The organism is Pseudomonas sp. Ost2 (genome assembly GCF_018326065.1).
GTDB classification, from domain to species: domain Bacteria; phylum Pseudomonadota; class Gammaproteobacteria; order Pseudomonadales; family Pseudomonadaceae; genus Aquipseudomonas; species Aquipseudomonas gingeri.
The window spans coordinates 1,073,491-1,100,240 of the sequence record NZ_AP021904.1 but is presented as its reverse complement, the minus strand read 5'-3'; the positions used below and the strand labels follow the sequence as shown (position 1 = coordinate 1,100,240).

Below are 26,750 nucleotides of genomic sequence, written 5' to 3'. Positions count from 1 at the left end.
CAGCAGGGCAGCGCCGGAATCGGCGAGTCCTGACACCCTCCATAGAGTAAAGCCGATATAAACCCTCTCACTCCGGCTTGAGCAACGCTTCATAGTCCGGACTGATCTCCGCGAGGATCATCAGCGCCGCCGCGCCCAGGGCCACCGCATCGTGCCCGGCGGTGCCGAGCTGGATACGCGGGTACTCGCGATCCGAGCGACTGCTGATGGAGCGGTGCAAGGGCTCCAGCCGCGCCACCAGGCGGGCCAGGATCGCCTCGGGGAGGAAACCGCTGATCAGGATGGTCTGCGGATCGAGCAGCGATTCGAGGATGTTGATCGCCTGGCGCAATGCCGGTGCGGCTTCGTCGAGCCAGGACTCGACGCCGGCCTTGAAGCGCAGATCGTCGAGATTCCAGGCGGCCAGGTCCTGATCGCCGGATTGCCCCAGGTGCTCCAGCAGCGCGGCAATCGAAATATAGCGCTCCAGGCAGCCCCGGTTGCCGCAATGGCAACTCTTGCCCCCGGGCACCACCGTCATGTGGCCGATCTCCCCGGCGTTGTGCCAGTGCCCGGAATACAAGCGGTTGCCCAGGTACAGGCCGGCCCCAAGGCCGCTGCCGATAAACAGGTGGACGAAGTTGTGCAGGTCGCTGGCGATGCCGTATAACCGCTCGCCCATGGTCGCCGCCGTGGCATCGTTCTCGATCAGCACCGGCAGGCCGACGGCCTGGTGCAGGCGCGCCGGAATCTGCGGGTCATCCCAGCCGGACATCGCCGTCGGCCCCACCGAAGTCATGCCTTCGACACTGAACGGGCCCGGCAGCGCCACCCCGACCCCGAGAAAACGCCCCTCGGGCCGGAGCGCACGAAACTGCCCAACGGTGTCGAGCAGCAGCGGCAGCGCGTCGTCGAAGCTCGGGTAGCTGACCGCCAGGGTGACCTGGGCCTGGGCGTCCCCGAGCAGGTCGAGCAACACGCCGATGATCGAATGCTGCTCGACATGGAAACCGATGGAATAACCCCCTTGCGGGTTGATCGACAACGGCACCGGCGGCTGGCCGCGACCGATCTTCTCCGCCGCATGGGCCAATAGCACGCCCTCTTCCTGCAGCTCGGTGACGATGTTCGAGACCGTCTGCGCCGTCAGCGAAGTCAGGCGCGTGAGGTCGGCGCGGGTCAGGCGCCCGCCCAGGCGGATGGCCTCGAGAATCACCCGGCGGTTGTGCAGGCGGGCATGTTCGGCGTTGGTGCCGGTGGTTACCGTACGGGTGTGCTGGGGATTTTTCATGCGCCGATGATCGTCGCCGCCGATTAATTAAATCAAGTTGAATTAATAGTCGTGACGTGTTTTTCTACACCTCGGTCGCAGTAGCTCCTCGGGCGACCGCAACCCATAACAATAACGATACCGAGTCGATGGAAGCCCTCGCCGGCGCGCAGCACCCTTGCCACCTGCCCTCCACCTTCCGTCACTCGCACAAGAGGTCGTCACAGCATGAGCACAAGCATCCCCACCGGGCAGGGTTCGTCCGGCATCAAGCGAAAAATCGGTCTGTTTCCCGCCACGGCCCTGAACATGAGCCAGATGTGCGGCGTGGGTCCCTTTATCACCATTCCCACCATGATCGTCATCATGGGCGGCCCGCAGGCTTATCTTGGCTGGATCCTCGGCGCGCTGCTGGCGCTGTGCGATGGCCTGGTCTGGGCCGAACTCGGCGCCTCGCTGCCCGGTGCGGGCGGGACCTACGTGTACCTGCGCGAAGCCTTCGGCAAGCGCACCGGCAAGCTGCTGCCCTTCCTGTTCGTGTGGACCGCGATGCTGTTCATCCCGCTGATCATGTCCACCGGGATCATCGGCTTCGTGCAATACCTGACCTGGTTCTGGCCGGACATGAGCCAGACCGCCGGCAACCTGATCGGCCTGGTCCTGATCTGGGCTATCACCTTCATGCTCTGGCGCAAGATCGAGTCGATCGCCAAACTGACCATCGTGCTCTGGGTGATCATGCTGATCAGTATCGGCGCATTGATTGTCGCCGCCCTGAGCAACTTCCACGCCGACCTGGCCTTCAGTTTTCCGGAAGGCGCCTTCAACCTCGGTGACAGCAGTTTCTGGCTCGGCATGGCCGGCGGCCTGACCATCGGCATCTACGACTACCTGGGCTACAACACCTCGGCCTACCTGGCCGGTGAAGTGGAACAGCCGGGCCGGGTGATTCCCAAATCCATCGTGCTGTCGATCGTCGGCATTCTCGCGGTCTATCTGCTGATGCAGGTCGGCGTGCTGGGCGTGGTTGACTGGCACCGCATGCTCGACCCGGAATCGGCGGCCTACAAGTCCGTCGCCTCGGTGGTGCTGAGCGAAACTTGGGGCAATACGGCAGCGGGCGTGGTCACCGTGTTGATCCTGATCACCGCCGTGGCTTCGGTGTTCGCCGGCTTGCTGGGCGGTTCGCGGGTGCCGTTCGAAGCGGCGAAGGACAAGGTGTTCTTCAATGCCTTCAGCGTCACCCATCCCAAGCATGACTTCCCCGTCTACGGCATCCTCAGCATGGGTGTGCTGACCTCGGTCGGCTTCATGATCGGGCGCCTCACCGACCTCACCACGCTGATCCAGTTGCTGACCACGGTGATGATCCTGGTGCAATCGGTGGCCCAGATCATTTCGCTGTTCGTGCTGCGCAAGACCAAGCCGCACCTGGAGCGTCCCTACAAGATGTGGCTGTATCCGGTCCCGGCCGTCATCGCACTGGTAGGCTGGATCTATATCTACTTCGCTTCCAACCACAACGCCCCCGGCGCCTACCCGATCCAGTGGTCGCTGGTGTGGGTCGCGGCGGGTTGCGTGGCCTATCTGTTCTGGGCCCGGGCACACCGGCTCTGGCCTTTCAATAAGTGATAGCAACGATGTTCGAGCCGTTGAATACCCCGGGCGCCACGGCGCCCACCCAAGGCGTGCTGCTGGCGATCGATGTCGGCGGGACCAAGACCCAGGTCGCCTGTTATGACCCGGCGAGCCAGCACCTGAGCACCCGCAGGCTGGCGACCCATGCCGACGGCCTGCGTGGCGAGCCGGCGCTGGAGCGCATCCTCCAGGCCGCCCGGGCCTGCGTCGCCGACTTTGGCGACGTGCCGGTGGCCAGCGTGGCCGCCGTGTTTCCCGGCGTGGTGCGCGGCAGCCGGCTGTTGATGGCGCCGAATACGCCGGGCTTCGAAGACCTCGACCTGCCGGCCCTGCTCGGCAGCGGCCTGGGCACCGAGGCGGTGATGCTCGACAACGATGTCAAGGCCGGGGCCCTGGCGGAAGCACGCTGGGGCTCGCTGGTGGGCATCGATGACGCGATCTACCTCAACCTCGGCACCGGGCTCGCCGCCGCCGCCATAGCCAACGGTCGCCTGATTCGCGGCCGTAACGGTGCGGCCATGGAGATCGGCTATATGCTGGAACCCTTTCTCGATCCGCTGCGCGCCGACCAGTGGCGAACCCACGAAAAAGGCGCCGCGCCCCTGGAGGAGTTCTTCTCGGGCACCGCCCTGACCCAGCTGGCGAACGAAATGCTCGGCCACGGCCACCGCGCCCTGGACCTGTTCGCCAGTGACGACCGCGCCGTGCGCGAGGCCCTGGAACAACGCATCGCCGGCATGGCGGTGCAGGTCGCCAACCTCGCGGTGGCGCTGGACGTCGGTCGGATCGCGATTGGTGGTGGCCTGTTCCACCAGGCATCGACCCTGGCCCCGGTGATCGAGCAGCTGATCCGCCAGGTGGTGCCGTTTCCACCGCAGATCGTCGCCGCCCATTTCACTCACGATGCGCCGCTCTGGGGCGCGTTGAGCATGGCCATGGACGCCGCCGGACTGAGCTTCATCCCCGGCGACCTTCTTTCCCTACCCGACAGCCCGCGTGGCTGAAGCACCCAGGTAACCCTGTTATGTCGCTGATGCGCCAAGAAACCCTGTCGATCCCCGCCATCGTGCAGCACATGCTCGACGACGATACCGCGATCAACGCCCTGGCGGACCGCTTGGCCGCCGACCTGCCGGAACTGATCATCAGTGTCGCCCGTGGCAGTTCGGATCACGCCGCCGCTTTCTTCGGCTACGCGATGATGAGCCAGTTGGGGATTCCCTGGCTGTCGATCCCGCTGTCGCTGGTCAGCCTGCAACAACCACCGCTGCGCTTGAAGAAATGCTGGGTGGCGGCGCTGTCCCAGTCGGGCAAGAGCCCGGACCTGATCGCCAGCGTGGCCTATCTCAAGCAGTTGGGCGCCAGCGTCGCGGCCTTCGTCAACACCGCCGATTCGCCGCTGGCCGCCGCCAGCGATGCCGAGGTGCTGTTGCCGGCCGGGCTGGAACAGAGCGTGGCGGCGACCAAGAGTTATGTCGCGATGCTGATGGCCGGTGTGCAGACCGTGGCCGCCCTGGGCGCCCGGCGAGGCCACGACAGCGGTTTGCGCGCCGCCCTGCACAGCCTGCCCGCGGCCCTGGCCGCAGTGGCCAATGAAGAATGGTCACTGGCGCTGAAGGTGTTGCAGACCGCCGACAAGATGATCGTCATCGGGCGCGGCCCGGCGCTGCCGATTGCCCAGGAAGCGGCGCTGAAACTCAAGGAGACCTCGGGCATCCAGGCCGAAGCCTTTTCCAGCGCCGAAGTGCGCCATGGTCCGATGGAAATCATCGAGGCCGGTTATCCGGTGCTGGTGTTCGCCCCCTCCGGACCGGAGCAGGCCGGGACCCTGGCATTCGCCGAGGATATGCGCCTGCGCGGGGCCCAGGTCATGGTCGTGGCACCGCCTGGCACGCCCGGCGTGGAGTTGCCCAGCGTTGCCACCGCCCATCCGCTGCTGGAGCCCTTCACCATGATCCAGGGGTTCTATCTGATGGCGGCGAAACTGGCCGAGTTGCGCGGGCGCAATCCCGATCAGCCGCGCTTTCTCAAGAAAGTCACGGAAACCCGTTGATCCGGCTCAGAACACCCACACTGGCAAATGCTCCTTCAGTGGCAGTTCATCGATATGGCCACTGAATCGCACGCCTTCGGCCTGCCGGTTGGCTTCGGTCCGCGGGTTATGGAGCACGCTGCGAAACACCGCATTTTTCAGCGAAGAAGACTGCCGCACGAACGCTGCCTGGACAATGGGACTGACACAGTGCGGCGTTTGCGCCTGTGGACAAGGGGGCAAGACCGGCGAACGCCATGCCCCAGGCAACAGGTGTCCGGGAAACGGCCCGCCGGCTGATCCTGCCAACGGTGCCGCCAAGGAAGTGCCGAGGGCGATGCCCACGGCCAGCAGCAGTACACGAAAATCCATTTCGAAATGCCTCTTGCGGGAAAATGCCTGAACCGACGCCGCCACTCCGTGCGTTGTCCTGTCCAGAATGTCAGAACGTCAACCTCCTCGAAAAAACCGGATTCCACCGGTTGATCTTCAATGCCCGGTGCAAGGCTGCGAATCGGCACTCATGGCGATCCGTCCACCAAAAAACAGCGCCGTCAGGACCCCGACCGTGCCCATCACCAGGCAATACCCCACGCAGACCCAGGGGCTCCAGGGCATCAGGCCGATCAGCAGCAACGGCGTGGTGCTCGCCCAGAGAGCGTAGGCAATATTGTAGGTAAACGAAATGCCGGACACGCGGATCCGGCTCGGAAACAACCCCACCATCACCGACGGGACCGCCCCCACCACGCCACAGGCCAGTCCGGCCAGGGCATAGGCCAGGTTGATCCAGGCACCGCCACTGATCAGGCAGGCGTACAGCAGTGCCACGCCCACCGGCAGCAGCAGGCTGTAGAACAGCACCGCGCGCCAGGCGCCGATACGGTCCACCAGCAGACCGGCGAGGACACAACCGATATTCAGGAACACGATACCCAGGCTGCTCAGGGCAAAGGTGTGGCTGGCGCTCATGCCGAAGGTTTTCTGCATGACGGTCGGAGTGATCACCACCAGCACCACCACCGCCGAAGTCAGCACGCAGGTCAGCAGCATCGCCGGGAAGATCGAACGACGATGATCGCGCAGCACCGCCCGCAACGGCAGTTCGCCGCCGGCCGCACGCTGGGCCTGCAGGGCCATGAATACCGGAGTCTCGCTGAGCCAGCGGCGCAACCAGACGCCGATCACCCCGAACACACCGCCGAGCAGGAAGGGCAGGCGCCAGGCGAAATCGAGAATCTCCGCAGGGCTGTAGACCCGCGCCAGCAAGGTGGCCGTCAGCGCGCCGAGCAGATAACCGAAGGTCAGCCCCGCCTGCAGCACGCCAAGGGCATAACCGCGATGTCCCGGCGGTGCATGCTCGGCCACGAAGACCCAGGCGCTGGGTACCTCGCCGCCCACCGCCGCGCCTTGCAGCACCCGCAGGAACAACAGCAACAGCGGTGCCCAGTAACCGATCTGGGCATAGGTCGGCATCACCCCGATCAACAGGCAGGGCAAGGCCATCATCAGGATGCTCAGGCTGAACACGCGCTTGCGCCCCAGGCGGTCGGCAAAGTGCGCCATCAGGATGCCGCCCAGCGGCCGGGCCAGGTAACCGGTGACAAAGATCCCGAAGCTTTGCAGCAGTCGCAGCCACTCGGGCATTTCCGGCGGGAAGAACAACTGACTGAGGGTCAGGGCGAAAAACACGAAGATGATGAAATCGTAGATTTCCAGCGCACCGCCCAGCGCGGCCAGGCCCAGGGTCTTGTAGTCGGACCGGGAAAAGCGGCGATTTCGCGGATAAGAATCAACGGTCATAAAAGGACTCTGGATACCGTATTCGGAAGCAGCACTACCGGCTGTCCGGGACTGTACGAAAAACACTCAGGCAAGCCCGTTATTACGCGGCTCGCGACCGGCCAAGGTTAGTGCAGTTGCCTGCAACCACAACCTCAAACCTGCCTGCGGGTCACTTTTTAGCAGAAAACTGCGTGCCCGGTTCCGTTTTTCGACAACCGAAACCAACGGGTACCGGAACCTGTACCGCTTTGCAGCGGGCCCCGATTGACGCATTCTTGCGCAGTTCTCGAGTGCCTCCACCTGGAGCGCTCGACCTCCTGACAACCATAAAAAAAACGAGGTACTTCCGTGGCCGCTGTAATTGATGAAAGCCGCTATGCCCGCTTTGCCCTGCGCTGCTCGAACTGGGCCGAGCGCTGGTTTCCCGACTCCTGGGTGTTCGCCGCGCTGGCGGTGATCATCGTCGCCCTCGGCACCCTGGCCATGGGCGCCAAGCCGACCGATGCCGCCATGGCCTTCGGCGACGGTTTCTGGAGCCTGATCCCGTTCACCATGCAGATGGCCTTCGTGGTCATCGGCGGTTATGTGGTCGCCAGTTCGCCGCCCGCGGTGAAACTGATCGACCGCCTGGCGCGGATCCCGAAGAACGGTCGTTCCGCCGTGGCCTGGGTGGCGCTGATTTCCATGGTCGCCTCGCTGCTGAACTGGGGCCTGTCGCTGGTGTTCGGCGGCCTGCTGGTACGTGCCCTCGCCCGCCGTACCGACCTGCGCATGGACTACCGCGCCGCCGGCGCCGCCGCCTACCTCGGTCTCGGTGCGGTATGGGCCCTGGGCCTGTCGTCGTCCGCCGCGCAGTTGCAGGCCAACCCGGCCAGCCTGCCGCCGTCGATCCTGTCGATCACCGGGGTGATTCCGTTCACCCAGACCATTTTCCTCTGGCAGTCCGGGGCCCTGTTGCTGGCCCTGATCGTGGTCTCGCTGGCCGTCGCCTACGCCACCGCCCCCGGCCCGAATTCGGCCCGCGATGCCAAGGCCTGCGGGGTCGATCCGAGCTTCAACCTGCCGCCGCTGAGCCCGCGCACACGTCCCGGCGAGTGGCTGGAACACAGTCCGTTGCTGACCATCCTGCTGGCCTTGCTGGCCGCCGGTTGGCTGTTCCATGAGTTCTCGACCAAGCCGGCGATCAGCGCCATCTCGGGCCTGAACACCTACAACTTCCTGTTCCTGATGGTCGGTGCCCTGCTGCACTGGCGGCCGCGCAGCTTCCTCGACGCGGTGTCGCGGGCGGTGCCGACCACCACCGGGGTACTGATCCAGTTCCCGCTGTACGGCTCGATCGCGGCGCTGATGACCACGGTCAAGGGGGCCGACGCCCAGACCCTGGCCCATCACATCTCGACCTTCTTCACCCAGATCGCGTCCCACGATACCTACGCCCTGCTGATGGGCGTCTACTCGGCGGTACTGGGCTTCTTCATCCCGTCCGGCGGCGGCAAGTGGATCATCGAGGCGCCGTATGTGATGCAGGTCGCCAACGAACTGAAGTATCACCTGGGCTGGGCGGTGCAGATCTACAACGCGGCCGAAGCCCTGCCGAACCTGATCAACCCGTTCTACATGCTGCCGCTGCTGGGCGTGCTGGGCTTGAAGGCGCGGGACCTGATCGGCTTCTCGTTCGTGCAGTTGCTGGTGCATGCGCCGCTGGTGCTGTTCCTGCTCTGGGCGCTGGGGACGACCCTGGCCTATAGCGGGCCGGTAATGCCTTAGCTGAAACCTTCTGGAGGGCTGATCATTGCTGCTCGGAACAGCAACGATCAGCCTGGGTTCTCAGACTCATTCGGCAGGCACTTCAATAATTGCGGTAATGCGGTTTGTCCACACTCGCTTGCCGCATGTGCTCAAGATAATCGCCCAATCGATTATCGGTCATACCGGGCAAGCCTGAGCCAAAACCTGCTCGCGGAACCTCACCGGAAGATCGGCTGGGGTCAGCAAATCGACGGACACCCCAAGTAAATCCTCCAATTCGATCTGCAAGCCGCCCAAGTCGAACAAGGTCGCCCCTGGCAACGCGTCCACCAATAAGTCGAGGTCACTGCCCTCTTTATCGGTGCCACTCAGGACCGAACCAAAAACCCTGGGATTGGCAGTATGAAAGCGACCGACAACTTCACGCACAGCGACTCGTTTAAGCTCCAGCGCGGCAGAAGGTTTCATGAGGTGCATTCTCGAAAGAGGCCAGACAGGTTTCAGTCTAACAGCGGGCTGGAGCAAGAGCACGACTGCCGATCGACACGTTGAGCCCTACGAGGCATAACGCCACGACTGCCCTCCCCCCACCGCAATCGGCATACTGGCCGGCTGGACGGCCATCGCCGTTCTGTCACATTGCGTTGCTAGCGTGCGATGCGAAATATTTTGTTACGTCTAACCCAGCCAGCAGGAACCCAGGATGAGTGACGAGAAAGACCTCGAGCAGTCGCAGACCGACGCCGCCGATACCCCCACCGATACCAGTCGCCGCCGCTTTCTCGGCGGTGTCGCCGTGCTGGGCGTGGGCGCGACCCTGAGTGCCTGCGGCTCGTCGAGTGATCCGGGCAAGCAGCCGCCGGCCGAGGAGTTGTCGGGCGCGGCGCTGGACAAGGCCCTGCAGGACCAGGTGAAGACCGTGGTGGTGATCTATGCCGAGAACCGCAGCTTCAACAACCTGTTCGGTGATTTTCCGGGTGTCGAGAAGCCTCTCTCATCCCTCAAGCCCGCGGACTATCAGCAATACGACCGCGACGGCAGCCTGCTGCAGACCTTGCCGCCGGCCTGGGGTGGCGTGGTCCAGGTCGGCCCGCAAAGCCTCGATGGCGTGACCTACCCGGTGGAAACCCAGTACCAGGAAAACCTGCCCAACGCGCCTTACGCGCTCAAGGGCCCGAGCGGCGAAGACCTGCCCCTGGGGGTGGTGACCCGCGACCTGTGGCACGTGTTCTACCAGAACCAGATGCAGATCAATGGTGGCAAGAACGACCGTTTCGTCGCCTGGGCCGACTCCGGTGGCCTGACCATGGGTTACTACGCCCAGACCCGCTATTCGTTGCGCCTGTGGGACGTGGCGAAGGAGTTCGTGCTCTGCGACAACTTCTTCCAGGGAGCCTTTGGCGGTTCGTTCCTCAACCACCAGTACCTGATCAGCGCCAAGGTGCCGTTCTATCCAGACGCCGCCAATTCGGTAGCCAAGCCACAGATCGCCAAGGTACAGAGCGACGATCCGACCAACCCGCGCCTGATGCCGCTGGAAAAATCCCCCGCCAGCGCCATGAGCGGCCCGCCGCAATTCGGGCCGAGCGCGCTGACACCCGATGGTTATGCGGTGAACACCATGGCTCCGCCGTACTGGCCGACCTGGATCCGCGACCCCGAGCGCCCGGACTACGCCAAGCCGGACCTGCCGACCGTACTGGTGCCGCAGACCCACGACCATATCGGCGACAAGCTGTCGAAGAAGAATATCGACTGGGCCTGGTACGCCGGTGCCTGGCAGGTGACCCTGGAGCAATTCAAGGACTCGGGCGGCATTCCGAAGATCCCGAACTTCCAGTATCACCACCAGCCGTTCAACTACTTCACCCGCCAGGGCCCGGAAAATCCGGGCGAGCGGGCCAGGCGCCTGCGCGATGGCGGTCTGGGCGACGAGACCAGCACCAACAAGTTTCTCGCCGACGCCGCGGCGGGCAAACTGCCAGCGGTGACCTTCTACAAGCCCCAGGGCAACCTGAACATGCACGCCGGTTATGCCGACGTGGCGGCCGGTGACCGGCATATCGTGCGGGCCCTGAAAGTGCTGCGCGAAAGCCCGCAATGGAAAAACATGGTGGTGGTGGTCACGGTCGACGAGAACGGCGGCTGGTGGGACCACGTGGCACCGCCGCAAGGCGATCGCTGGGGCCCGGGCACCCGGGTTCCGGCCCTGGTGGTGTCGCCGTTCGCCCGCAAGGGCACGGTGGACCATACGGTGTATGACACCGCCTCGATCCTGCGCCTGATCACCCGGGTCTTCCAGCTGGAAAAACTCGATGGCCTCAAGGAGCGGGACGCGGCGATGACTGCCCGTGGCCAGAAACCGATGGGCGACCTGACCAACGCGTTGCGCTTTACCGCCTGACGCAAGCGCCTGGCCCGATGATCGTTCCCACGCTCCGCGTGGGAATGCCTCATTGGACGCTCCGCGTCCGCGGTCGTGACGCTCTGCATCACGGCTGCAGGCCCACGCAAAGCGTGGGAACGATCACCCACCGACAGCAACGCTTCCCATCTCGTCGCAAATAATGGCCTTGCGCCACTATCTCCTTTACCCCTTCATCACTCCGGTAATATCCTGACTGGATATTATTCTGTTTCCGCTTTTTACCGACCGTAAAGGGAGTTCGCCGCAATGATCGTAGGGATTGACCTGGGGACCACCAACAGCCTCGTCGCCGTCTGGCGCGGGGAAGCCAGTGAGTTGGTGCCCAATGCCCTCGGCCAGTTCCTGACCCCGAGCGTGGTCGGTCTCGATGATGAAGGCCGGGTGCTGGTCGGCCAGGCGGCAAAGGAGCGCCTGCACACCCATGCGCGCAGCACCACCGCGTTGTTCAAGCGGCATATGGGCAGCGCCCAGGAAGTGCGCCTGGGTGATCGTCTGTTCCGCCCGGAAGAGCTTTCCGCACTGGTGCTCAAGAGCCTCAAGGAAGACGTCGAACGCGCCTACGGCGAGACCGTGCACGAAGCGGTGATCAGTGTTCCGGCCTACTTCAGCGATGCCCAGCGCAAGGCCACGCGGATCGCCGGCGAACTGGCCGGGCTGAAAGTCGAAAAGCTGATCAACGAACCCACCGCCGCCGCCCTCGCCTACGGCCTGCACCAGCGGGACAAGGAAACCTCGTTCCTGGTCTTCGACCTCGGCGGCGGGACCTTCGACGTCTCGATCCTCGAACTGTTCGACGGCGTCATGGAAGTTCGCGCCAGCGCCGGTGACAACTTTCTCGGCGGCGAGGATTTCGACGCGGTCCTGCTCGAACGCTTTGTCGACAGCCAGCGCAGCGCAGCGGACTTCCCGGAACGGACCAGCGTGCTCCAGCCGCTGCGCCGTGAAGCCGAACGGGTGCGCAAGGCCCTGGGCCAGGACGCCAGCGCCGAGTTCACCCTGCGGGTGGATGGCCGGCAGTGGAGCCATACCTTCACCCAGCCGCAGTTGGCCGATCTCTACGCACCGCTGCTGGAACGCCTGCGCGGCCCGATCGAGCGGGCCCTGCGCGATGCCCGGATCCGTGTCAGCGACCTCGATGAAATCCTCCTGGTCGGCGGCACCACGCGCATGCCGCTGGTGCGCAAGCTGGCGGCCGGACTGTTCGGACGCTTCCCGTCCATCAGCCTCAACCCCGACGAAGTGGTGGCCCATGGCGCGGCGATCCAGGCCGCGCTCAAGGCCCGCTCGGCGGCCCTGGAAGAGGTGGTGCTGACCGATGTCTGCTCCTACACCCTGGGTATCGAGACGTCCCAGCAATACGGCCAGCAGATCGAAAGCGGGCACTATCTGCCGATCATCGAGCGCAACAGCATTGTCCCGGTCAGCCGGGTCAAGAGCGTGTACACCCTGCACGACAACCAGGAAGTGGTGAAGCTGAAGATCTACCAGGGCGAAAGCCGCCTGGTGCGCGACAACGTGTTCCTCGGCGAGCTGGAAATGCCGGTGCCCAAGCGCAAGGCCGGCGATGTCGCCCTGGACGTGCGTTTCACCTATGACAACAACGGTCTGCTCGAAGCCCAGGTCAGTGTCCCGCTGACCGGCGAACAGCATTCGCTGATCATCGAGAACAACCCCGGGGTACTCACGCCGGAGGAAATCCAGCAGCGACTGCAGGCCCTCGCCCTGCTCAAGGTGCACCCACGCGATCAGCAAGTGAACACTGTGCTGACCGCACGCCTGGAGCGGCTCTACCAGGAAAGCCTGGGCGAGTTGCGCGAGCGTATCGGCCAGTGGGCCGGGCACTTCCAGCAGGTACTCGAGACCCAGGACGAACGACGGATCCGCGAGGCCCGCAGCGAGCTGAGCGAACACCTGGACCGACTCGACAACGGCATCTGGCATTGAGGGGACGGTGACATGGACTGTTGGTCGATACTGCAACTGCCCGACGACGCCGATCAGCGCAGCATCAAGCGCAGCTATGCGCGGCTGCTGAAAACCACCCGGCCGGATGATGACGCCGAAGGTTTCCAGCGCTTGCGCGAAGCGTACGAAGACGCCTTGGAAATTGTCCGCTGGCGGGATGACGACGAAGACGTTGCCGAGCTGTCGGTGGCGGCGCCCGTCGCTGTCAGCGAAGTATCCCGCCACGACACCTTGCCCACCGAGGTCGTGCAGCAGCAGGAATGGCTGACGCCCGGGCAGGCGGCGAGACTGATGCAGGAATACCGCCAGGTGCTCCAGGATCACCTGCAAGCCGGGCGCGAGCGTGAATTCGTCAATCAGCTGAAACTCTACAGCGGGCTACCCTGGCTGCAGGTCTTCGACCACCGGCAGGAGTGGCAACACCTCATCCTGCAACTGCTCCACGAAACCCGCTGGAGCCTGCCGCTGTTCGAACGGGTCTGTCAGCTGTTCGGCTGGGATGAGCGCACGGGCGTCACGCCGGAGCCGGCCTGGGTCTGGCGCGCGCTGATCCAGCGCTGCGAACAGGAAGGTTTTTATCAACAGCTCCTGGCCAAGGCACAGAACCCACAACCCTGGAACGCCAACCAGTTGGCCGCGCACCTGCTGCTGATGCCCCTGACCCGCGCCCAGCAGATGGCGCTGTACCAACGTTTCGAGGCGGCGGAATGGCAAGCCTGCCAGCAACTGGCCGAAACCCTGGCCTACCAGTACCCGGCGCTGCTCGAACGCCTGCCCGACCCGGACGTGTTCTTCTGGCGCGAGTTCACCCCGCGGCCCGTGCCGGGCAATAGCTGGAGCTGGCTGTGGGCGGCCTCGGCGCTGGCCCTGCTCCTGCATTTCCTGCCCCTGCTGGCGCAGAAAGTCCTCCACGGCGAGTCGAGCTGGGTCACGCTGATGCTGGCTGGCACCTGGGCGCTGATTCCGGTCTGGGTCGGACGGTTCCTGATGCCGCGCTGGTTGACCCTGAGTTCGAGGTTCATCGTCCAGGATGTGCAATTGAGCCAGCGCCTGCTGCCCCGGCGGATCAACCCGAACGGCTACTGGCTGGTGCTGCGCCACGGCGTGCCGCAGGCGGTCCTGGCCCTCTGTTTCTGGGCCGCGCTGGGCGCCCTGGGGCTCGGGACCTTTGTCGGCGTCGGCCTGATCGGTCTGTTCGATCACTCACGGCGTGGTGCCGAACGACCGGCATCGGGCTGGCAGCGGCCCCTGCAGGCCGTCCTGCACTGGACCCAGTGGAGCCCGGCGCAACTGGGCTTCTTCCTGATCATGCTGGGCGTGACGGTGACCTGCATCTTCATCTACCCCGGTTTTCCGCTGACCCGCCCGAGCTAGTGCCGGGTCGGGACGGCAAAAGAGGCATCCAGGACAAATCTGTACCAGTATGTACCTACCCCCACCATGGGGCTCACGCTGAAAAGGATCTGAGCATGTCGAAACTCGCAGTACTGTCGTCCACCCTCGCCGCGCTGACCCTGGGCATGGCCAGCGCCCACGCCGATGTCGACCTGAAGCTGGGCAGCACCGAACGGGTCACCCAACTGTTCGCCTACCCCAACAACTGCAACGTCATCTGCTACCGCAACTGGACCCTGGAGCAGACCGCCGAGCACTACCTGAACCAGAGCGTGCAACGCGACGGCTACAAGGACGCCAAGGTGACGGTGAAAACTGACAACGGCCAGTTGTACGCCCACTTCAGCGGCGTTCCGAACGGCTACGACAAACCGCTGGCGGCCCTGCTGGATGCCGGTGACCTGGCCTACAAGGGCGCCTCGAAACTCAATGCCGACGGCAAGTGGGAATACAGCTGGTACCTGTTCCTGCCGTTGGGCATGGCCCTGGACAACCGCAAGAGCGTCGAACTGCTGCATTTCCCGCCGGATTACTCGCTGACCCAGGCCCAGGACTACCTGGAGTCGAAAACCACCGACCGCTGGGCCGAGCTGCTGACCGACAACGGCATCCCCGCCGACCAGACACCGGCTTACCAGACCATCGTCGACATCGCGCCGATTGCCGCGCCGTCCAACGCCGGCAGTACCCTGGAAGGGGTCTACGGGTATTTCACCGACTACCAGACCACCATGGTCAAGGAAGTCAGCGTGACCGCCAAGGGCACCGCGCTACCGATGGTGGCCTTCGGCGCACCGGTACGGAACTGGATCAAGCAGCAGTATGGCGCGACGGTCGCGGTGCTCGGCCTGGCCGAGATCAGCCCGAGCGCCGGCGTCAAGGTGCCGGTCCTGGGCTCCAACCATCCGAGCTATATCTGGTATGCGGCGGATCCGGCCAGCTATGGCGGCGACCAGGCCAAGGCCGATGCCGCGGGCCTGAAGGTCATGGGCCAGGACCTGAGCGCCGCCTGCTGGCAGGCGGGAATGGGCCAGAAGCCGGGCAGCGATCCATCGGCCCAGCTCAAGAGCTGTACCGAGAACTGGCAGGTGACCAACAAGGAAAAAACCTGTGAGCTGTTCTATGTCTCGGTGCGCAACCTGAGCGAAGCCGACGCCGAGAAGAAATGCGCGACGCCGTCGATCAAGACCGAGCTCCAGCAACTGCGGGCACCGGCGCCAACGCCGATGACCGCGGTGCCGCATATCTGAGCAAAGCAAGCAACGCCGGGTCCTGCGGGAGATTACCCTGTGGGAGCCGGCTTCCAGGGAAGCCGCATCGCAGCGAAAGCGGCGGCGCGGCTTGCACCGCTATCGCTGGCAAGCCAGGCTCCTACAAGGTCCCAGGCTTGCCGATAGTCCGTGGCCAGACCCCGTCCTGTGTAGGAGCTGGCTTGCCGGCGATGGTATCGACGCGGTGTTCTGTCAGACCACGTCGCCTGCATCGCCCGCAAGCCGGCTCCTGCGATCAGCCTAGGGCGCGTCGACAGGCCGCAGCCGATACTGCGGCGGCAATTGCTCGAAGCCGCTGATGGTGGTGTCCAGGCTCTTCCAGCGACCATCCTTGATCCCGTAGATGCAACCGTGCACCGACAGGCTCTGCCCGCGATGCCAGGCGTTCTGGACAATGCTGGTGTGGGCGACGTTGGCCACCTGCTGGATGACGTTCAGCTCGCACAGGCGGTCGACCTGCTCTTCCTCGGTCGGCAACTGCGCCAGCGCCTTGCGATTCTCGTAATAAAGATCGCGAATCGAGCGCAGCCAGCCATCGATCAGGCCGAACTGGCGGTCCTGCATCGACGCGCGCACACCGCCACAACCGTAGTGGCCGGTGACCAGGATATGCTTGACCTTGAGTACATCCACCGCGTACTGGATCACCGACAGGCAATTGAGGTCGGTGTGCAGCACCACGTTGGCCACGTTGCGGTGGACAAACAGGTCGCCCGGCAACATGCCGACGATTTCGTTGGCCGGCACCCGCGCGTCGGAACAGCCGATCCAGAGGAACTCCGGAGTCTGTTGGCGTGCCAGCTTGGCGAAGAACTCCGGGTCCTCTTCCTTGATCGCAGCGGCCCAGCGCTCGTTGTTATCAATCAGGTCTTGTAGTTCGTTCATGCTGTAAGGCCTCGAGAATGATGCACAGCTGTGACAACCGACCGTCGGTCGGGGTCACGCCCGCGATCGCGACAAATGCCATTCGACCGGGCTCAGTCGACCAGGGTGGCGGCCATGACCAATGCATCCTCGCGCCCACCGACCGCCGGGTAATAGTCGCGCCGTCGCCCGACTTCATTGAAACCGTAGCGCTCGTACAGACGATACGCCGTCTGGTTGCTGTCGCGAACCTCCAGGAAGCATTCGCGGGCCCCCATGTCATAGGCCTGCTTCATCAGCTCTTCGAGCAGTCGCAGCCCCAGGCCACGGCCCTGGCTTTCCGGCTTGACGGTGATATTGAGCAGATGCGCCTCGTCGATGATCACCTGGATCACCCCGTGCCCCACCTGCTGGCTGCCTTCGAACATCAGCCAGACCTTGTAGGACTTGAGGGCGTCGGTAAAGATGCCACGGGTCCAGGGATGACTGAACGCCGCATATTCGACCTTGAGGATCGCCTCCAGGTCGGCCTCGGTGGCCAGGCGAAAACTGATTGCATCACTCATCAACGCTTTTCCAACGCGCCATCAGCCGACGCATGGCTTGCCAGACATCAGCCTTACGCTGTGGCTCTTCCATTAATAATTCCAGGCCGGGCAGCGCCCAGGCCGAACCCAGGCCTTCGACCTGGAGTTCACGGTTGTACGATTCGGCGTTGGCCTCCCCGGCAAAACGCACGGCCGGCAGGCCGATCAGCCACAGGCAGGCGCATTCGCCTTCTTCCAGGCGCGCCTGGACAAAGCCCTGGACGAACTCACGGGCACGGTCCGGGCCCTGGTCGAGGTTGCCGCGCGCCAGCAACGGCCAGCGCACCGGCTCGCCGATGATCTGCGGCGCATCCGGCAGGCCGGCGGCGCGCAACATGTCCTTGAGCAACAGGTAGGACGGATCGCGGCTCTGGAAGGCCTGGCCGGTCACCAGTTCCACCAGCAGCAGGCAACGCCCCGCCCGCAGCAATTGCAGGGAGAAACGCGGTGGCGGGAGCTGGGCCACCTTGGCCGGTGCCGGCGCCTCTTCGGCAACGACCGCCGGCTTGCTTTCCGCCCGGTTGGCCGGCGATGGCCGCGGCACTTCGATTTTTGGCCGTTCGGCCGGCCTGGCCGCGGGTTCGGCGACGGTTCGCACCTCCGGCGCCGCCTCGACCAACGGCTCCGGCTCGACAAACAGCTCCGGGCGCGACGGCGCGGCGAACGGCAGTTCGGTACGGGGCAGCCAATGGACCACCTGCATGGCGGTCAGATAAGCGCGGCGGCGGGACTCGATAAGCAAGGGGCGGCCATCTGTGGATAAGTTGAAGACCGGGATTCTACCGTTCTTCGGCGAAGATCGCCCGCTGTTGATCGCAACAACACCTGTCCTCTGATCACCTGGGGATAAATCGGGCGCGTCATGCAGTACAATCGCTCCTTTTAATTTGCCAACCAGCCGGCCTCTCCCATGATCGAACCCAAGCGCGTCTTGCGCGCCCTCGCCGAGCACTGGGCCCTTCTGGAGCCCCTGTGCGAACACTTCGACCAAGGCACCCTGAGCCTCGGTGAGCTGCGTCAACAATTGGCCGCCCAGCAACTGGACAGCACGCCCCAGGACATCACCAGCCTGCTGGACGTATGGATTCGCCTCGACATCCTGGTCCCGGTGGCGAAAAGCCCGAACCGTTTCGAGCTGAACGCGCAGATCCATGACTTCCTGGCCTACCTGCGCCGCGAGCACCGCCTGGGCCTGTGCCTGGAGATCGAAGCCTACCTGCGCCACCTCGAGCGCCTGGCCGGGTATATCCAGGACGCCTTCGATATCCGCGACGGCAACGACCTGGCCCGCCAGCTGCGCCTGCTCGACATGCGCGTGCGCGACGTCCTGAAAAAACTCGCCAACGACGAACAGGCCCTGGTGGCCGTCGCCGAGCGGGCCAAGACCAGCGACCGGCAGATCCCGCTGCGCCAGCGCTACGCCGAGGTCCTGGCGACCTGGGACGAATACGTCGAGCCGATGATCCAGCTGGTGAATGCCGACGGCGCCTTCGAACAGGGCGTGCGCAAGGTCGAGAACGTCCTGCTGCGCATGCTCAGCGAACAGCAGCGCCTCGGCCACCTGGTGGACGACGACATGCTGCTGCGCACCCACGCGCGGATCCTGGAGATGCAGACCAGCGCCCAGCTGACCCTGCGTCATGCCCGCGAACTGCTGCTGCCGCTGCGTGAAGAAGCGCGCCGGCACAATGCCGTGACCCGTGGCGCGGCCCTGGCGCTGTCGGTGATCCGCCGCAAGGGCCTGGACGCCGTGCCGCAAGCGGCCATGCCGATGTTCACCCGGCCGCAGAGCACCTTTCTCGGCAGCTCCGGGCAGGTCGAAGCCTATGTCTACGCCCTTGCCCGCTTCGAGGCCAAGCCGTCGCGCTTCCCCAAGGCACACAAGTCGTCCAAGGGCGGCGAGTCGCCACGGGCACCGCGTACGGTCAAGGAAATGCTCGAACGCTGCACCGACGCCCTGCCGATGCCGGACCTGATGAGCTGGCTGCTGGAACAGGAGCCGGACGGCGCCACCGACGAATTGCTGTACTGGTTCTCGCGCCTGTCGCGGGAAAAGCGTTTCCAGCGCGAACGTCTCGAACGCCGCGACTACTACACACAGGAGCATCAGGTCAGCCTGCGCTCCTTCGCCCTGCTCTCGCGTGTTGAAGAAACCGCCGAGAATTCCGCGAGCACACCCCATGCATCTTGATCTTTCCGAACTGTCCCAGCTGGCGCCAATCTTTCGCGAGCTGTTCAAGGGTTACCACGTCAGCCGCCGCGACCCGGAGCTGTACGCGCAACTGTCGAACTTCCAGGACCAGTACCGCACGCTGTTCAAGGCCCTGGGCTTCGAACTGGTCTGCGATACCCGTGGTTTCTACTACTTCGTCCCGGACAATGCCGCCGCCCAGGTGAACAAGACCGCCCAGCGCCTGGCACTGTTCACCTTCATCCTGGTGGAACACCTGGCCGACCAGGGTCGCGACCCGATCGCCGTGCTCGACGGCGGCAGCCTCGGCCGTGACGAACTGCCATCGCTGCTGGACAAGTACCGCGACCTGTTCGTCCAGGCCGAAGTCACTACCCAGGACGAGCTGGAAGAAAAGATCATGCGCCGCATGACCCAGCTCGGCTTTGCCCTCGAAGAGCCCGGCCTGTACCGCTTCCTGCCGCCGATGCACCGTTTCCTCGATGTCTGCCTGTCGGTCCAGCAGGACCGCGACATGGCCGCCAGCCTGCACAGCGTGCTGCCGTTGCCGACGCCGGTACTGGTGGATGACGACAGCGACGAGAAGCTGCTGGAAACCGATGATCCGCTGGACCTCAGCGAATTCGCCGAACCGCAGGAAGAAAGTGAAGAGCAGGCGCTGGCCCGTGCCATCGCCGCCGAGCAACAGGAGATGGACGCATGAGCCAGGAACGCTACGGTATTCGCCGCTTCGCCCTGCTGAACACGGCCGGCTACAGCCTCGGGCTGTTTCCCCTCGAACACCCGCTGTCGGTCTACGGGGCGAACAACCTCGGCAAATCGGCATCGATCAACGCCTTGCAGTTCCCGATCCTGGCACGCATGTCGGACATGAGCTTCGGCAAATACAGCCTGGAACAATCGCGCCGTTTCTACTTCGCCAGCGACACCAGCTACATCCTCGTGGAAGTCGCCCTGCCCCACGGCCCGCACGTGATCGGCGTGGTCGGCCGCGGTCCGGGCGGTGGCTTCGGTCACCAGTTCTTCGCCTATGCCGGACAACTGGACCTGGCCCACTACCAGAAAGACGACACCTGCCTGCGCCAGAAAGAGCTGTTCAACAACCTTGAGCGCAACGGCCTGAAAGCCTACGAACTCAAGCCCGATGAACTGCGCCGCCTGCTGGTCGGCGGGCATACGTCGATCCCGCTGGACCTGACCCTGATCCCGCTGCGCTCCACCAGCGAACAGAGCCTGAAGACCTTCCGCGCCCTGTTCATCAACCTGTTGCACATGCGCGAAATCACTGCGGCCAAGCTCAAGCAGCTGTTCCTCGATGCCTTCGAGCACAGCCTGCGTTCCGGCAGCGTCGACTATATCGCCGCCTGCGAAGAGGCCTTCCGCGATGTGCGGCGCATGGAGCAGGACTACAACTCGCTGGTGGCCGCCGGCCCGCTGGTCGAGGCCCTGGCCGCCGGGGTGCGTTCGCGTGATGTCCTGCGCGGCAAGCTGCATCGGATCTCGCCGTTGCTGGACTCGTTGCTGGGCACCTGGTCGGACTACGCCAGTGCGCGCAAGGAAGAGCTGCTGATCCAGTCCGAGCATTACCGCAACGAGCAGGACGCGCTACAGAACGACCAGCGCGGCAGTACCCAGGAGCTGATGCGCCTGGAGCGGGAAATCAGCGGTATCCAGCGCTGGCTCGGCGAGTTGTCGGTGCTCAGGCATCGCTTTGCCCTGGTCGACGACGTGAAGGTCCTGGAACAGCAACTGCTGGCCGCCAAGGATGCCCACGACGAACTGGCCGGTGCCCTGGCCCAGTCCCGGCAGTTCAGTGCCGAGGATCTGGAAGAGCGCCTGCGCGATCTGGAAAAACGCCTGAAGTCGGTCAAGCAGCAGCTCGACCACGCGGACAACAACAGCTACGCACGCTTGCGCGAAGAGTTCTCGCAGCAGGATGTCGAGCGCCTGATGCGCCTGTTCAACAGCGCCCTGTTCAGCCTGCCGCTGGGCGAGCACGGCATTGCGCTGGACGACGACGGCGAGTGGGTCAAGTCGCTGGAACTGATCCTCGACGGTTTCAAGGGCGAGCGCTTCGAAGTGCCGGGCCTGTCCATCGACCTGTCGCATATCGAGCCGCCGGCGCTCCAGGCCCTGGCGGATCGCGCCGCGTTGCGCGATCAGAAGGAGCGCCTGGACAAGGAGCTCAAGCAACTGAAGACCCAGCAGGCCGTGGCCGCCGACCGCGCGGCGAGCAAGACGCAGACCGAAGCGCTGTACCAGCAGGTGCTGGATGCGCAGAAGGCCCTGGAAGACTTCCGTCGCGCCGAAACCCTCGGGGCCGAGGAAGGCGACAAGCTGGAACAGCTGGCACAGATGGAAGCCGCCCAGGACGAACTGAAGCGCTCCAGCGACGCCTTTACCGAGCGCGTCCAGCAGCTCTCGGCCAAGCTGCAACTGGTCGGCCGGCAGATCGGCGACATGGAGGCCAAGCAACGCACCCTCGACGATGCCCTGCGCCGTCGCCAGTTGCTGCCGGCGGACCTGCCGTTCGGTACGCCGTTCATGGACCCGGTCGACGACTCCATGGACAACCTGCTGCCGCTGCTCAACGACTATCAGGACAGCTGGCAGGGCCTGCAGCGGGTCGACGGGCAGATTGAAGCGCTGTATGCCCAGGTCCGCCTCAAGGGCGTGGCCAAGTTCGACAGCGAAGACGATGTCGAGCGGCGCCTGCAACTGCTGATCAACGCCTATGACCACCGCACCGACGAAGCCCTGACCCTGGGCAAGGCCCGCCGCGCGGCGGTAACCGACATCGCCCGGACCCTGCGCAATATCCGCAGCGACTACGACAGCCTCGAGCACCAGTTGGCGTTGTTCAACCGCGAGATCAACAAGCGCCAGGTCTCCAACCTGCAGAGTTTCCGCATCGTCCTGGCCCCGAACAAGGAAGCGCTCAAGCATATCGACCAGATCATCCACAGCGCCGGCCAGTACGAAGAAGGCGAGACGCTGTCGGTGTTCGACCTGAGCCAGAGCGCCGAGCAGGACAACAAGAACGAAGAGGCCAAGGAATACCTGGCGCGGCTGGTGGCGGCCAACCACAACCAGCTGGGCCTGAAGGACCTGTTCGAACTGGCGTTCGAGATCACCAAGGTACATGGCCAGCCGGTGATCCACACCGATATCGACGGCGCCGCTTCCAACGGCACCACCATGACCATCAAGGCGCTGACCAACATGTACCTGTTGCTGCACCTGATGGACCGCGACCAGGCCGGGCGCGTGCGCTTGCCGTACTACCTCGACGAGGCCGCGGATATCGACGAGAAGAACCAGGCGGCGCTGCTGGAAACCAGCCTGCAACTGGGCTTCGTGCCGATCCTGGCGAGCGTCAAGCCGCAGGTCTCGGCCCATGTGGCCATCGACCTGGAAGGCGGCAGCGGACCCAACGGGATCTATATCGACGAGGCGGACTGGAAGTACATCCGTCGCCACGATCAGGTCAGGGCGACCCTGCAGAGCGAAGCCTCGGAGCCGGAACTGGACGAGGCCTGATTCCGCAGGCCTTCGTCTCTGCTGTGGGAGCGGGCTTGCCCGCGAAGAACGATGACGCGGTTTGCCAGATAGCACCGCGTTGCCTGCTTCGCGGGCAAGCCCGCTCCCACAGGCGGTGTTATTTACCGAGAGTGATCTTCGGCGCCCAGGTCAGCCACTCGTCCTCGAACTTGTCGAACAACGGGAAGGTCTGCTGCGGTCGCGCCGCGCTGCCCATCCGCTCGCCGTCCGGCGTGGCGAAGGCAATCCCGCCCTGGATCAGCGTCTCCAGCGACTCGGTACGCACCGTCACGCCCTTGAACAGGCCGAAATCGGCACCGAACCCACTGGTATTCCAGAACCGGCTGCCAGTGCGCACCAGCGGCGCATAACGCGGCTCGATCAGGATATGGATCAGCACCCGGTCCGCCGTGGCGCCCAGTTCGTACCCCGTGACCTTGCCCACGGTCACTTCGCGATAGGTCACCGGCACGCCTTCCTTCAGCGAGCCGCGGCGGGCGGCACTCAGGGTCAGGCTCAGGCCGGCTTCCGCGGCTACCGTCTCCGGGGCCTGCTTCAGCGCAACGAAGTCCTTCTGCGGGCCCTGCTTCCTGGCCGCCGGCTGCACTTCAATGTATTGCCCGCTCACCAGGGTTTCGAGATTGGCGGTCTTGATCAGCCCCAGTTCCGGCTTGACCACCCAGAACTGGCTACCGACCCGGGCGATCCTGTCCGGCACTTCGGTAATCCGTGCCGACAGCAGCACCGATTGCAGATCGTCGCTGAGGCCGACGCTTTCGATCTTGCCCACATCCAGCCCCTTGAAGCGGACCGGCGTGCCACTGCGCAGGCCGTCGGCACGATCGACCCGGATGGTGATCACGGTGCCTTGCTGCTGGGCGTCGTCATGGTTGGCGAACAGGCGGAAACGCGGGATGCGTCTCTTCAGCGGTGCTTTCTCCTGCGGCGTCTCGAAGGCGATGCCCCCGGCGATCAGAGTCTGCAATGACTCGCTTTTCACCTGGATGCCGCCGGTCAGGCCACCGGTGAGGGTGATGCCACTGACGTTCCAGAAACGGGTCGAGGCGTTGACCAGGCCCTCGTACTCTTTCTCGATATGCACGCCGATGACCACCTGCTTGCGGTCACGGGAGAACTGGTAGCTCTGCACCGAACCGACCTTGACCTGCTTGTAGAGGATCGGGCTGCCGACCTCCAGGGAGCTGAGGTTGTCGGTGAACAGCACCAGGTGCAGGCCGGGGGAACGCAGGTCCAGCGGCGGCGCCTTGGCCCGGGCCTCGAACTCCCGCTGTGGATGGCCGCCCTTGTCGCCGGGGCGAATGGCGATGTAGTTACCCTTGACCAGGGCCTCCAGGCCGGTGATGCCGGCCAGGGAAATCGACGGCTTGACCACCCAGAACTGGGTGCCATCCACCAGGTAGTCCTCGGCCAGGGGATCGAGGGTCAATTCGGCGTTGGCGCTGGTCAGGTCGGGATCGATCTTCAGGGTCTTCAGGCTACCGACCTGGATCCCCTTGTACATGACCGGGGTGCGCCCGGCCTGCAAGCCTTCGAAGTCACTGAGCTTCACTTTCACGCGGATCCCGGCCTGGGCGGCGTCGAAGTCCTCGTAGAGACGGAACGGCAGGCTCGGATCGGTGGGCGGGCTGTCCTTGCGGTTCTCCGGGGTGGCGAAGGCGATACCTCCGGCAACGATACTGGCCAGCGATTCGCTACGGACCTTCACGCCGGACAGGTTGGCGTCGATGCTGATGCCGCTGGCATTCCAGAAACGCGTGTGTTTACGCACCAGGTTGGCGTAGGCGGGCTCGATGAAGACCTTGAGCTCAACCATGTTCTGGTCCGGGGACAACGCGAAGCTCTTGATCTGGCCAACCTGGATCTGCTTGTAGAACACCGGGCTGCCACGGTTCAGCGAGCCCAGGCGTTCGGCCTTGATGGTGATGTGCAGGCCTGGCTTGAGATCCGACAGCGGCGGCTCCTGGGACAGGGCCTTGAACTTGCGCGAGGGCTCGCCATCGCCGGGGCTGACGGCGATGTAGTTACCGGAGACCAGGGTTTCCAGGCCGGTGATACCGGCCAGGGTGACGCTCGGCTTCACCAGCCAGAAGCGGGTATTGGTGCGCAGGGACGATTCGACATCCTTGTTCATCTCGACGGTGGCCACTACGCCTTTGGTGGAGCCTTCGGTGTCCAGGGTCAGCGCCTTGACCTTGCCGATCGGCATGCCCTTGTAGACGATTTCGGTCTTGTTGGCCTGGATGCCTTCACCACTCTCGAAACGAACCTGGATTTCGATACCGGTCTGGTTATAGGCCCGCCAGCCGAGCCAGCCGCCAATGATCAGGGCGATCAGCGGCAGGACCCAGATGGCCGACCAGTTCGAGGCCGGACGGGTTTTGGCTTTTGGCAAATCACTCATGGTCGTCGTCCGACTCCGTGTTGTCCCAAATCAGTCGGGGATCAAAAGTTACTGCAGCAAGCATCGTCAACACCACCACACTGGCAAAGGCCACCGCGCCGAGATTGGCCTCGACGCTGGCAATTCTTCCGAAGTTCACGACCGCCACCAGGATGGCGATCACGAAAATATCCAACATTGACCAACGGCCAATGAATTCGATGAAACGGTACATGATGATCCGCTGCCGGGCCGACAGCGGCTGATGGCGCTGCACCGAGAACAATAGCAGGGCAATGCCCACCAGTTTGAACGTGGGTACCAGAATACTGGCGACAAACACCACGGCGGCGATCGGGAACATGCCGTGCTGCACCAGGACGATGACACCGGCCATGATGGTACTGGGATCGCCTTTGCCCAGGGAACTGATGGTCATGATCGGCAGCATATTGGCCGGGATATAGAGAATGGCCGAGGTCAGCAGTAGTGCCCAGGTGCGCATCAGGCTGTTCGGGCGGCGCGGGTGTACCAGCGCACCGCAACGGGTGCAGACCTGTTCGTCGGCGTCCGGCTCCTGCCGGTTCAGCTCGTGGCATTCCGTACAGATCAGGATGCCCGCATCAATCGCCCGCATGTTCATCTTCTCCCGACAACGCCTGCCAGATCTGATGAGGTGACATCACCACCTCCAGCAGTACCTGGACCAACAACAGACTGACAAAACAGGCCAGGCCAAGGCCCAGGCTCAACTCCGCGAGATCCGCCAGCTTGACGATGGCGACCAGCACACCCATGAGATAGACCTCGAGCATGCCCCAATCACGCAGATGGTGATAAATGCGATAAAGCAGCAGGCCGTAGCTGCGCCCGATGTCCCAGCGGATGCTCAGCAACACCGCCAGCTGGCACAGCAACTTGAGCAGCGGAATGCCCATGCTGCACAGGAACACCACGACGGCGATGCCGGTCATGCCGGTGTTATGCAGGCCCAGCACGCCGCTCCACACCGTGTCCTCGGAAGAGCGTCCCAGAAGATTGAGTTGCATGATCGGCAGAAAGTTCGCGGGGACGTACAGCAACAGGGCCGCGATCACCAGGGCCAGGCTGCGCTCGACGACATTGTGGCGGTGGGCGTACAGCTCATAACCACAGCGCGGGCATTGGGCTTTTTCACCCAGTCCGAGCTGGGGCTTGCGCATCAGCAGGTCACATTCGTGACAAGCCACCAGCTCCTCCAGGGGCAGTTCAGACACCTGGGGAGTGTCAACCGGATCCGGCATAAATAGAGGCTCAGGCTCTGTAAAAGATTGAGCCTATTCTAGTGGGCCGGCTCGAAAATAACTGTGCAAATTTGTCGGGCTGCCACAGGACCGTTCGGCAGCGCAAAAACAAAACCCCAACTGCTTTCGCAATTGGGGTTTCGGAATTTAATCTTGACGATGACCTACTCTCACATGGGGAAACCCCACACTACCATCGGCGATGCATCGTTTCACTGCTGAGTTCGGGATGGGATCAGGTGGTTCCAATGCTCTATGGTCGTCAAGAAATTCGGGTACCGAGTCGTGGCCTTGAGGCCGCGCTTCAGCAAATCGGGTATGTGATCGATATTCGGTGTTTTGTGAGCCGCAAACTTTCGGTTCGTTTCGTCT

The 26,750-nt window shown here is 63.9% G+C and carries 21 protein-coding genes and 1 rRNA gene; 11 read left to right on the top strand and 11 right to left on the bottom strand.

From position 1 onward, the window contains the following. Window positions 1–67: 67 nt before the first annotated feature. Window positions 68–1,270, bottom strand: a complete 1,203-nt coding sequence (locus KI243_RS04770) for an ROK family transcriptional regulator (protein WP_212810560.1) — start codon at window positions 1,268–1,270, stop codon at window positions 68–70. Window positions 1,271–1,477: 207 nt separating this feature from the next. On the opposite strand from KI243_RS04770, the gene KI243_RS04765 reads away from it, so the two are divergent. The 3 genes from KI243_RS04765 to KI243_RS04755 are packed head-to-tail and all read left to right on the top strand — an operon-like array spanning window position 1,478 to window position 4,940. Further along, complete coding sequence (locus KI243_RS04765; protein WP_017123755.1) at window positions 1,478–2,881, top strand: APC family permease; 1,404 nt, start codon at window positions 1,478–1,480, stop codon at window positions 2,879–2,881. 8 nt (window positions 2,882–2,889) lie between these two features. Next, window positions 2,890–3,891: an ROK family protein gene (locus KI243_RS04760; protein WP_017123756.1), complete on the top strand. Its 1,002-nt coding sequence runs from the start codon at window positions 2,890–2,892 to the stop codon at window positions 3,889–3,891. A 20-nt stretch (window positions 3,892–3,911) separates the two neighbouring features. Further along, the gene (locus tag KI243_RS04755) at window positions 3,912–4,940 is read left to right on the top strand and encodes an SIS domain-containing protein (RefSeq protein ID WP_212810559.1); all 1,029 of its coding nucleotides are present in this window, start codon (window positions 3,912–3,914) and stop codon (window positions 4,938–4,940) included. 6 nt (window positions 4,941–4,946) lie between these two features. Here KI243_RS04755 and KI243_RS04750 read toward each other — a convergent pair whose 3' ends face one another. Both KI243_RS04750 and KI243_RS04745 read right to left on the bottom strand, forming a co-directional pair. Beyond that, window positions 4,947–5,291: a hypothetical protein gene (locus tag KI243_RS04750; RefSeq protein ID WP_212810558.1), complete on the bottom strand. Its 345-nt coding sequence runs from the start codon at window positions 5,289–5,291 to the stop codon at window positions 4,947–4,949. A 117-nt stretch (window positions 5,292–5,408) separates the two neighbouring features. Further along, window positions 5,409–6,722, bottom strand: coding sequence for an MFS transporter (locus tag KI243_RS04745; protein WP_212810557.1), 1,314 nt, complete (start codon window positions 6,720–6,722; stop codon window positions 5,409–5,411). Between the two features lie 330 nt (window positions 6,723–7,052). Here KI243_RS04745 and KI243_RS04740 point away from each other — a divergent pair, with 330 nt between their 5' ends. Further along, complete coding sequence (locus KI243_RS04740; protein ID WP_017123760.1) at window positions 7,053–8,471, top strand: TIGR00366 family protein; 1,419 nt, start codon at window positions 7,053–7,055, stop codon at window positions 8,469–8,471. A 159-nt stretch (window positions 8,472–8,630) separates the two neighbouring features. Here KI243_RS04740 and KI243_RS04735 read toward each other — a convergent pair whose 3' ends face one another. Then, the gene (locus tag KI243_RS04735) at window positions 8,631–8,921 is read right to left on the bottom strand and encodes a nucleotidyltransferase family protein (RefSeq protein ID WP_212810556.1); all 291 of its coding nucleotides are present in this window, start codon (window positions 8,919–8,921) and stop codon (window positions 8,631–8,633) included. A 235-nt stretch (window positions 8,922–9,156) separates the two neighbouring features. Here KI243_RS04735 and KI243_RS04730 point away from each other — a divergent pair, with 235 nt between their 5' ends. The 4 genes from KI243_RS04730 (at window position 9,157) to KI243_RS04715 (ending at window position 15,491) form a co-directional block, all read left to right on the top strand. Then, entirely contained in the window at window positions 9,157–10,857 is a 1,701-nt protein-coding gene (locus KI243_RS04730; protein ID WP_212810555.1) for an acid phosphatase, read from the top strand. 270 nt (window positions 10,858–11,127) lie between these two features. Further along, window positions 11,128–12,825, top strand: a complete 1,698-nt coding sequence (locus KI243_RS04725) for a molecular chaperone HscC (RefSeq protein WP_017123762.1) — start codon at window positions 11,128–11,130, stop codon at window positions 12,823–12,825. 12 nt (window positions 12,826–12,837) lie between these two features. Further along, window positions 12,838–14,220: a J domain-containing protein gene (locus KI243_RS04720; RefSeq protein WP_212810554.1), complete on the top strand. Its 1,383-nt coding sequence runs from the start codon at window positions 12,838–12,840 to the stop codon at window positions 14,218–14,220. A gap of 95 nt (window positions 14,221–14,315) precedes the next feature. Beyond that, window positions 14,316–15,491 carry a hypothetical protein gene (locus KI243_RS04715; protein WP_177085429.1) on the top strand — a complete coding sequence of 392 codons (1,176 nt, stop codon included), beginning with the start codon at window positions 14,316–14,318 and terminating at the stop codon, window positions 15,489–15,491. A 261-nt stretch (window positions 15,492–15,752) separates the two neighbouring features. On the opposite strand, the gene can is transcribed toward KI243_RS04715, so the two are convergent. The 3 genes from can to KI243_RS04700 form a co-directional block, all read right to left on the bottom strand. Continuing rightward, a complete protein-coding gene (can, locus tag KI243_RS04710) occupies window positions 15,753–16,397 on the bottom strand; it encodes a carbonate dehydratase (protein WP_017123766.1) in 645 nt (214 codons plus the stop codon). A gap of 92 nt (window positions 16,398–16,489) precedes the next feature. Next, window positions 16,490–16,942: a ribosomal protein S18-alanine N-acetyltransferase gene (rimI, locus tag KI243_RS04705; protein WP_017123767.1), complete on the bottom strand. Its 453-nt coding sequence runs from the start codon at window positions 16,940–16,942 to the stop codon at window positions 16,490–16,492. Then, on the bottom strand, window positions 16,935–17,705 hold the full coding sequence (locus tag KI243_RS04700) for an energy transducer TonB (protein WP_212810553.1): 771 nt from the start codon (window positions 17,703–17,705) through the stop codon (window positions 16,935–16,937). The genes rimI and KI243_RS04700 overlap by 8 nt, the downstream gene beginning before the upstream one ends. A gap of 168 nt (window positions 17,706–17,873) precedes the next feature. On the opposite strand from KI243_RS04700, the gene mksB reads away from it, so the two are divergent. From mksB to mksF, 3 genes are read left to right on the top strand one after another with little or no spacing between them, the layout of a single operon-like run. After that, complete coding sequence (gene mksB, locus KI243_RS04695) at window positions 17,874–19,154, top strand: Mks condensin complex protein MksB (RefSeq protein WP_017123769.1); 1,281 nt, start codon at window positions 17,874–17,876, stop codon at window positions 19,152–19,154. After that, window positions 19,144–19,857: an Mks condensin complex protein MksE gene (gene mksE / locus KI243_RS04690; protein WP_017123770.1), complete on the top strand. Its 714-nt coding sequence runs from the start codon at window positions 19,144–19,146 to the stop codon at window positions 19,855–19,857. Before mksB ends, mksE begins: the two co-directional genes overlap by 11 nt. Continuing rightward, window positions 19,854–22,694, top strand: a complete 2,841-nt coding sequence (gene mksF, locus KI243_RS04685) for an Mks condensin complex protein MksF (protein ID WP_177119623.1) — start codon at window positions 19,854–19,856, stop codon at window positions 22,692–22,694. The genes mksE and mksF overlap by 4 nt, the downstream gene beginning before the upstream one ends. A gap of 118 nt (window positions 22,695–22,812) precedes the next feature. On the opposite strand, the gene KI243_RS04680 is transcribed toward mksF, so the two are convergent. From KI243_RS04680 to rrf, 4 genes are all read right to left on the bottom strand, one after another. Further along, the gene (locus tag KI243_RS04680) at window positions 22,813–25,116 is read right to left on the bottom strand and encodes an MlaD family protein (protein ID WP_212810552.1); all 2,304 of its coding nucleotides are present in this window, start codon (window positions 25,114–25,116) and stop codon (window positions 22,813–22,815) included. Next, on the bottom strand, window positions 25,109–25,732 hold the full coding sequence (locus KI243_RS04675; protein WP_177119625.1) for a paraquat-inducible protein A: 624 nt from the start codon (window positions 25,730–25,732) through the stop codon (window positions 25,109–25,111). The genes KI243_RS04680 and KI243_RS04675 overlap by 8 nt, the downstream gene beginning before the upstream one ends. Continuing rightward, complete coding sequence (locus KI243_RS04670) at window positions 25,719–26,378, bottom strand: paraquat-inducible protein A (protein WP_017123774.1); 660 nt, start codon at window positions 26,376–26,378, stop codon at window positions 25,719–25,721. Before KI243_RS04670 ends, KI243_RS04675 begins: the two co-directional genes overlap by 14 nt. A gap of 151 nt (window positions 26,379–26,529) precedes the next feature. Further along, a 5S ribosomal RNA gene (gene rrf, locus KI243_RS04665) occupies window positions 26,530–26,645 on the bottom strand. Window positions 26,646–26,750: the final 105 nt, after the last annotated feature.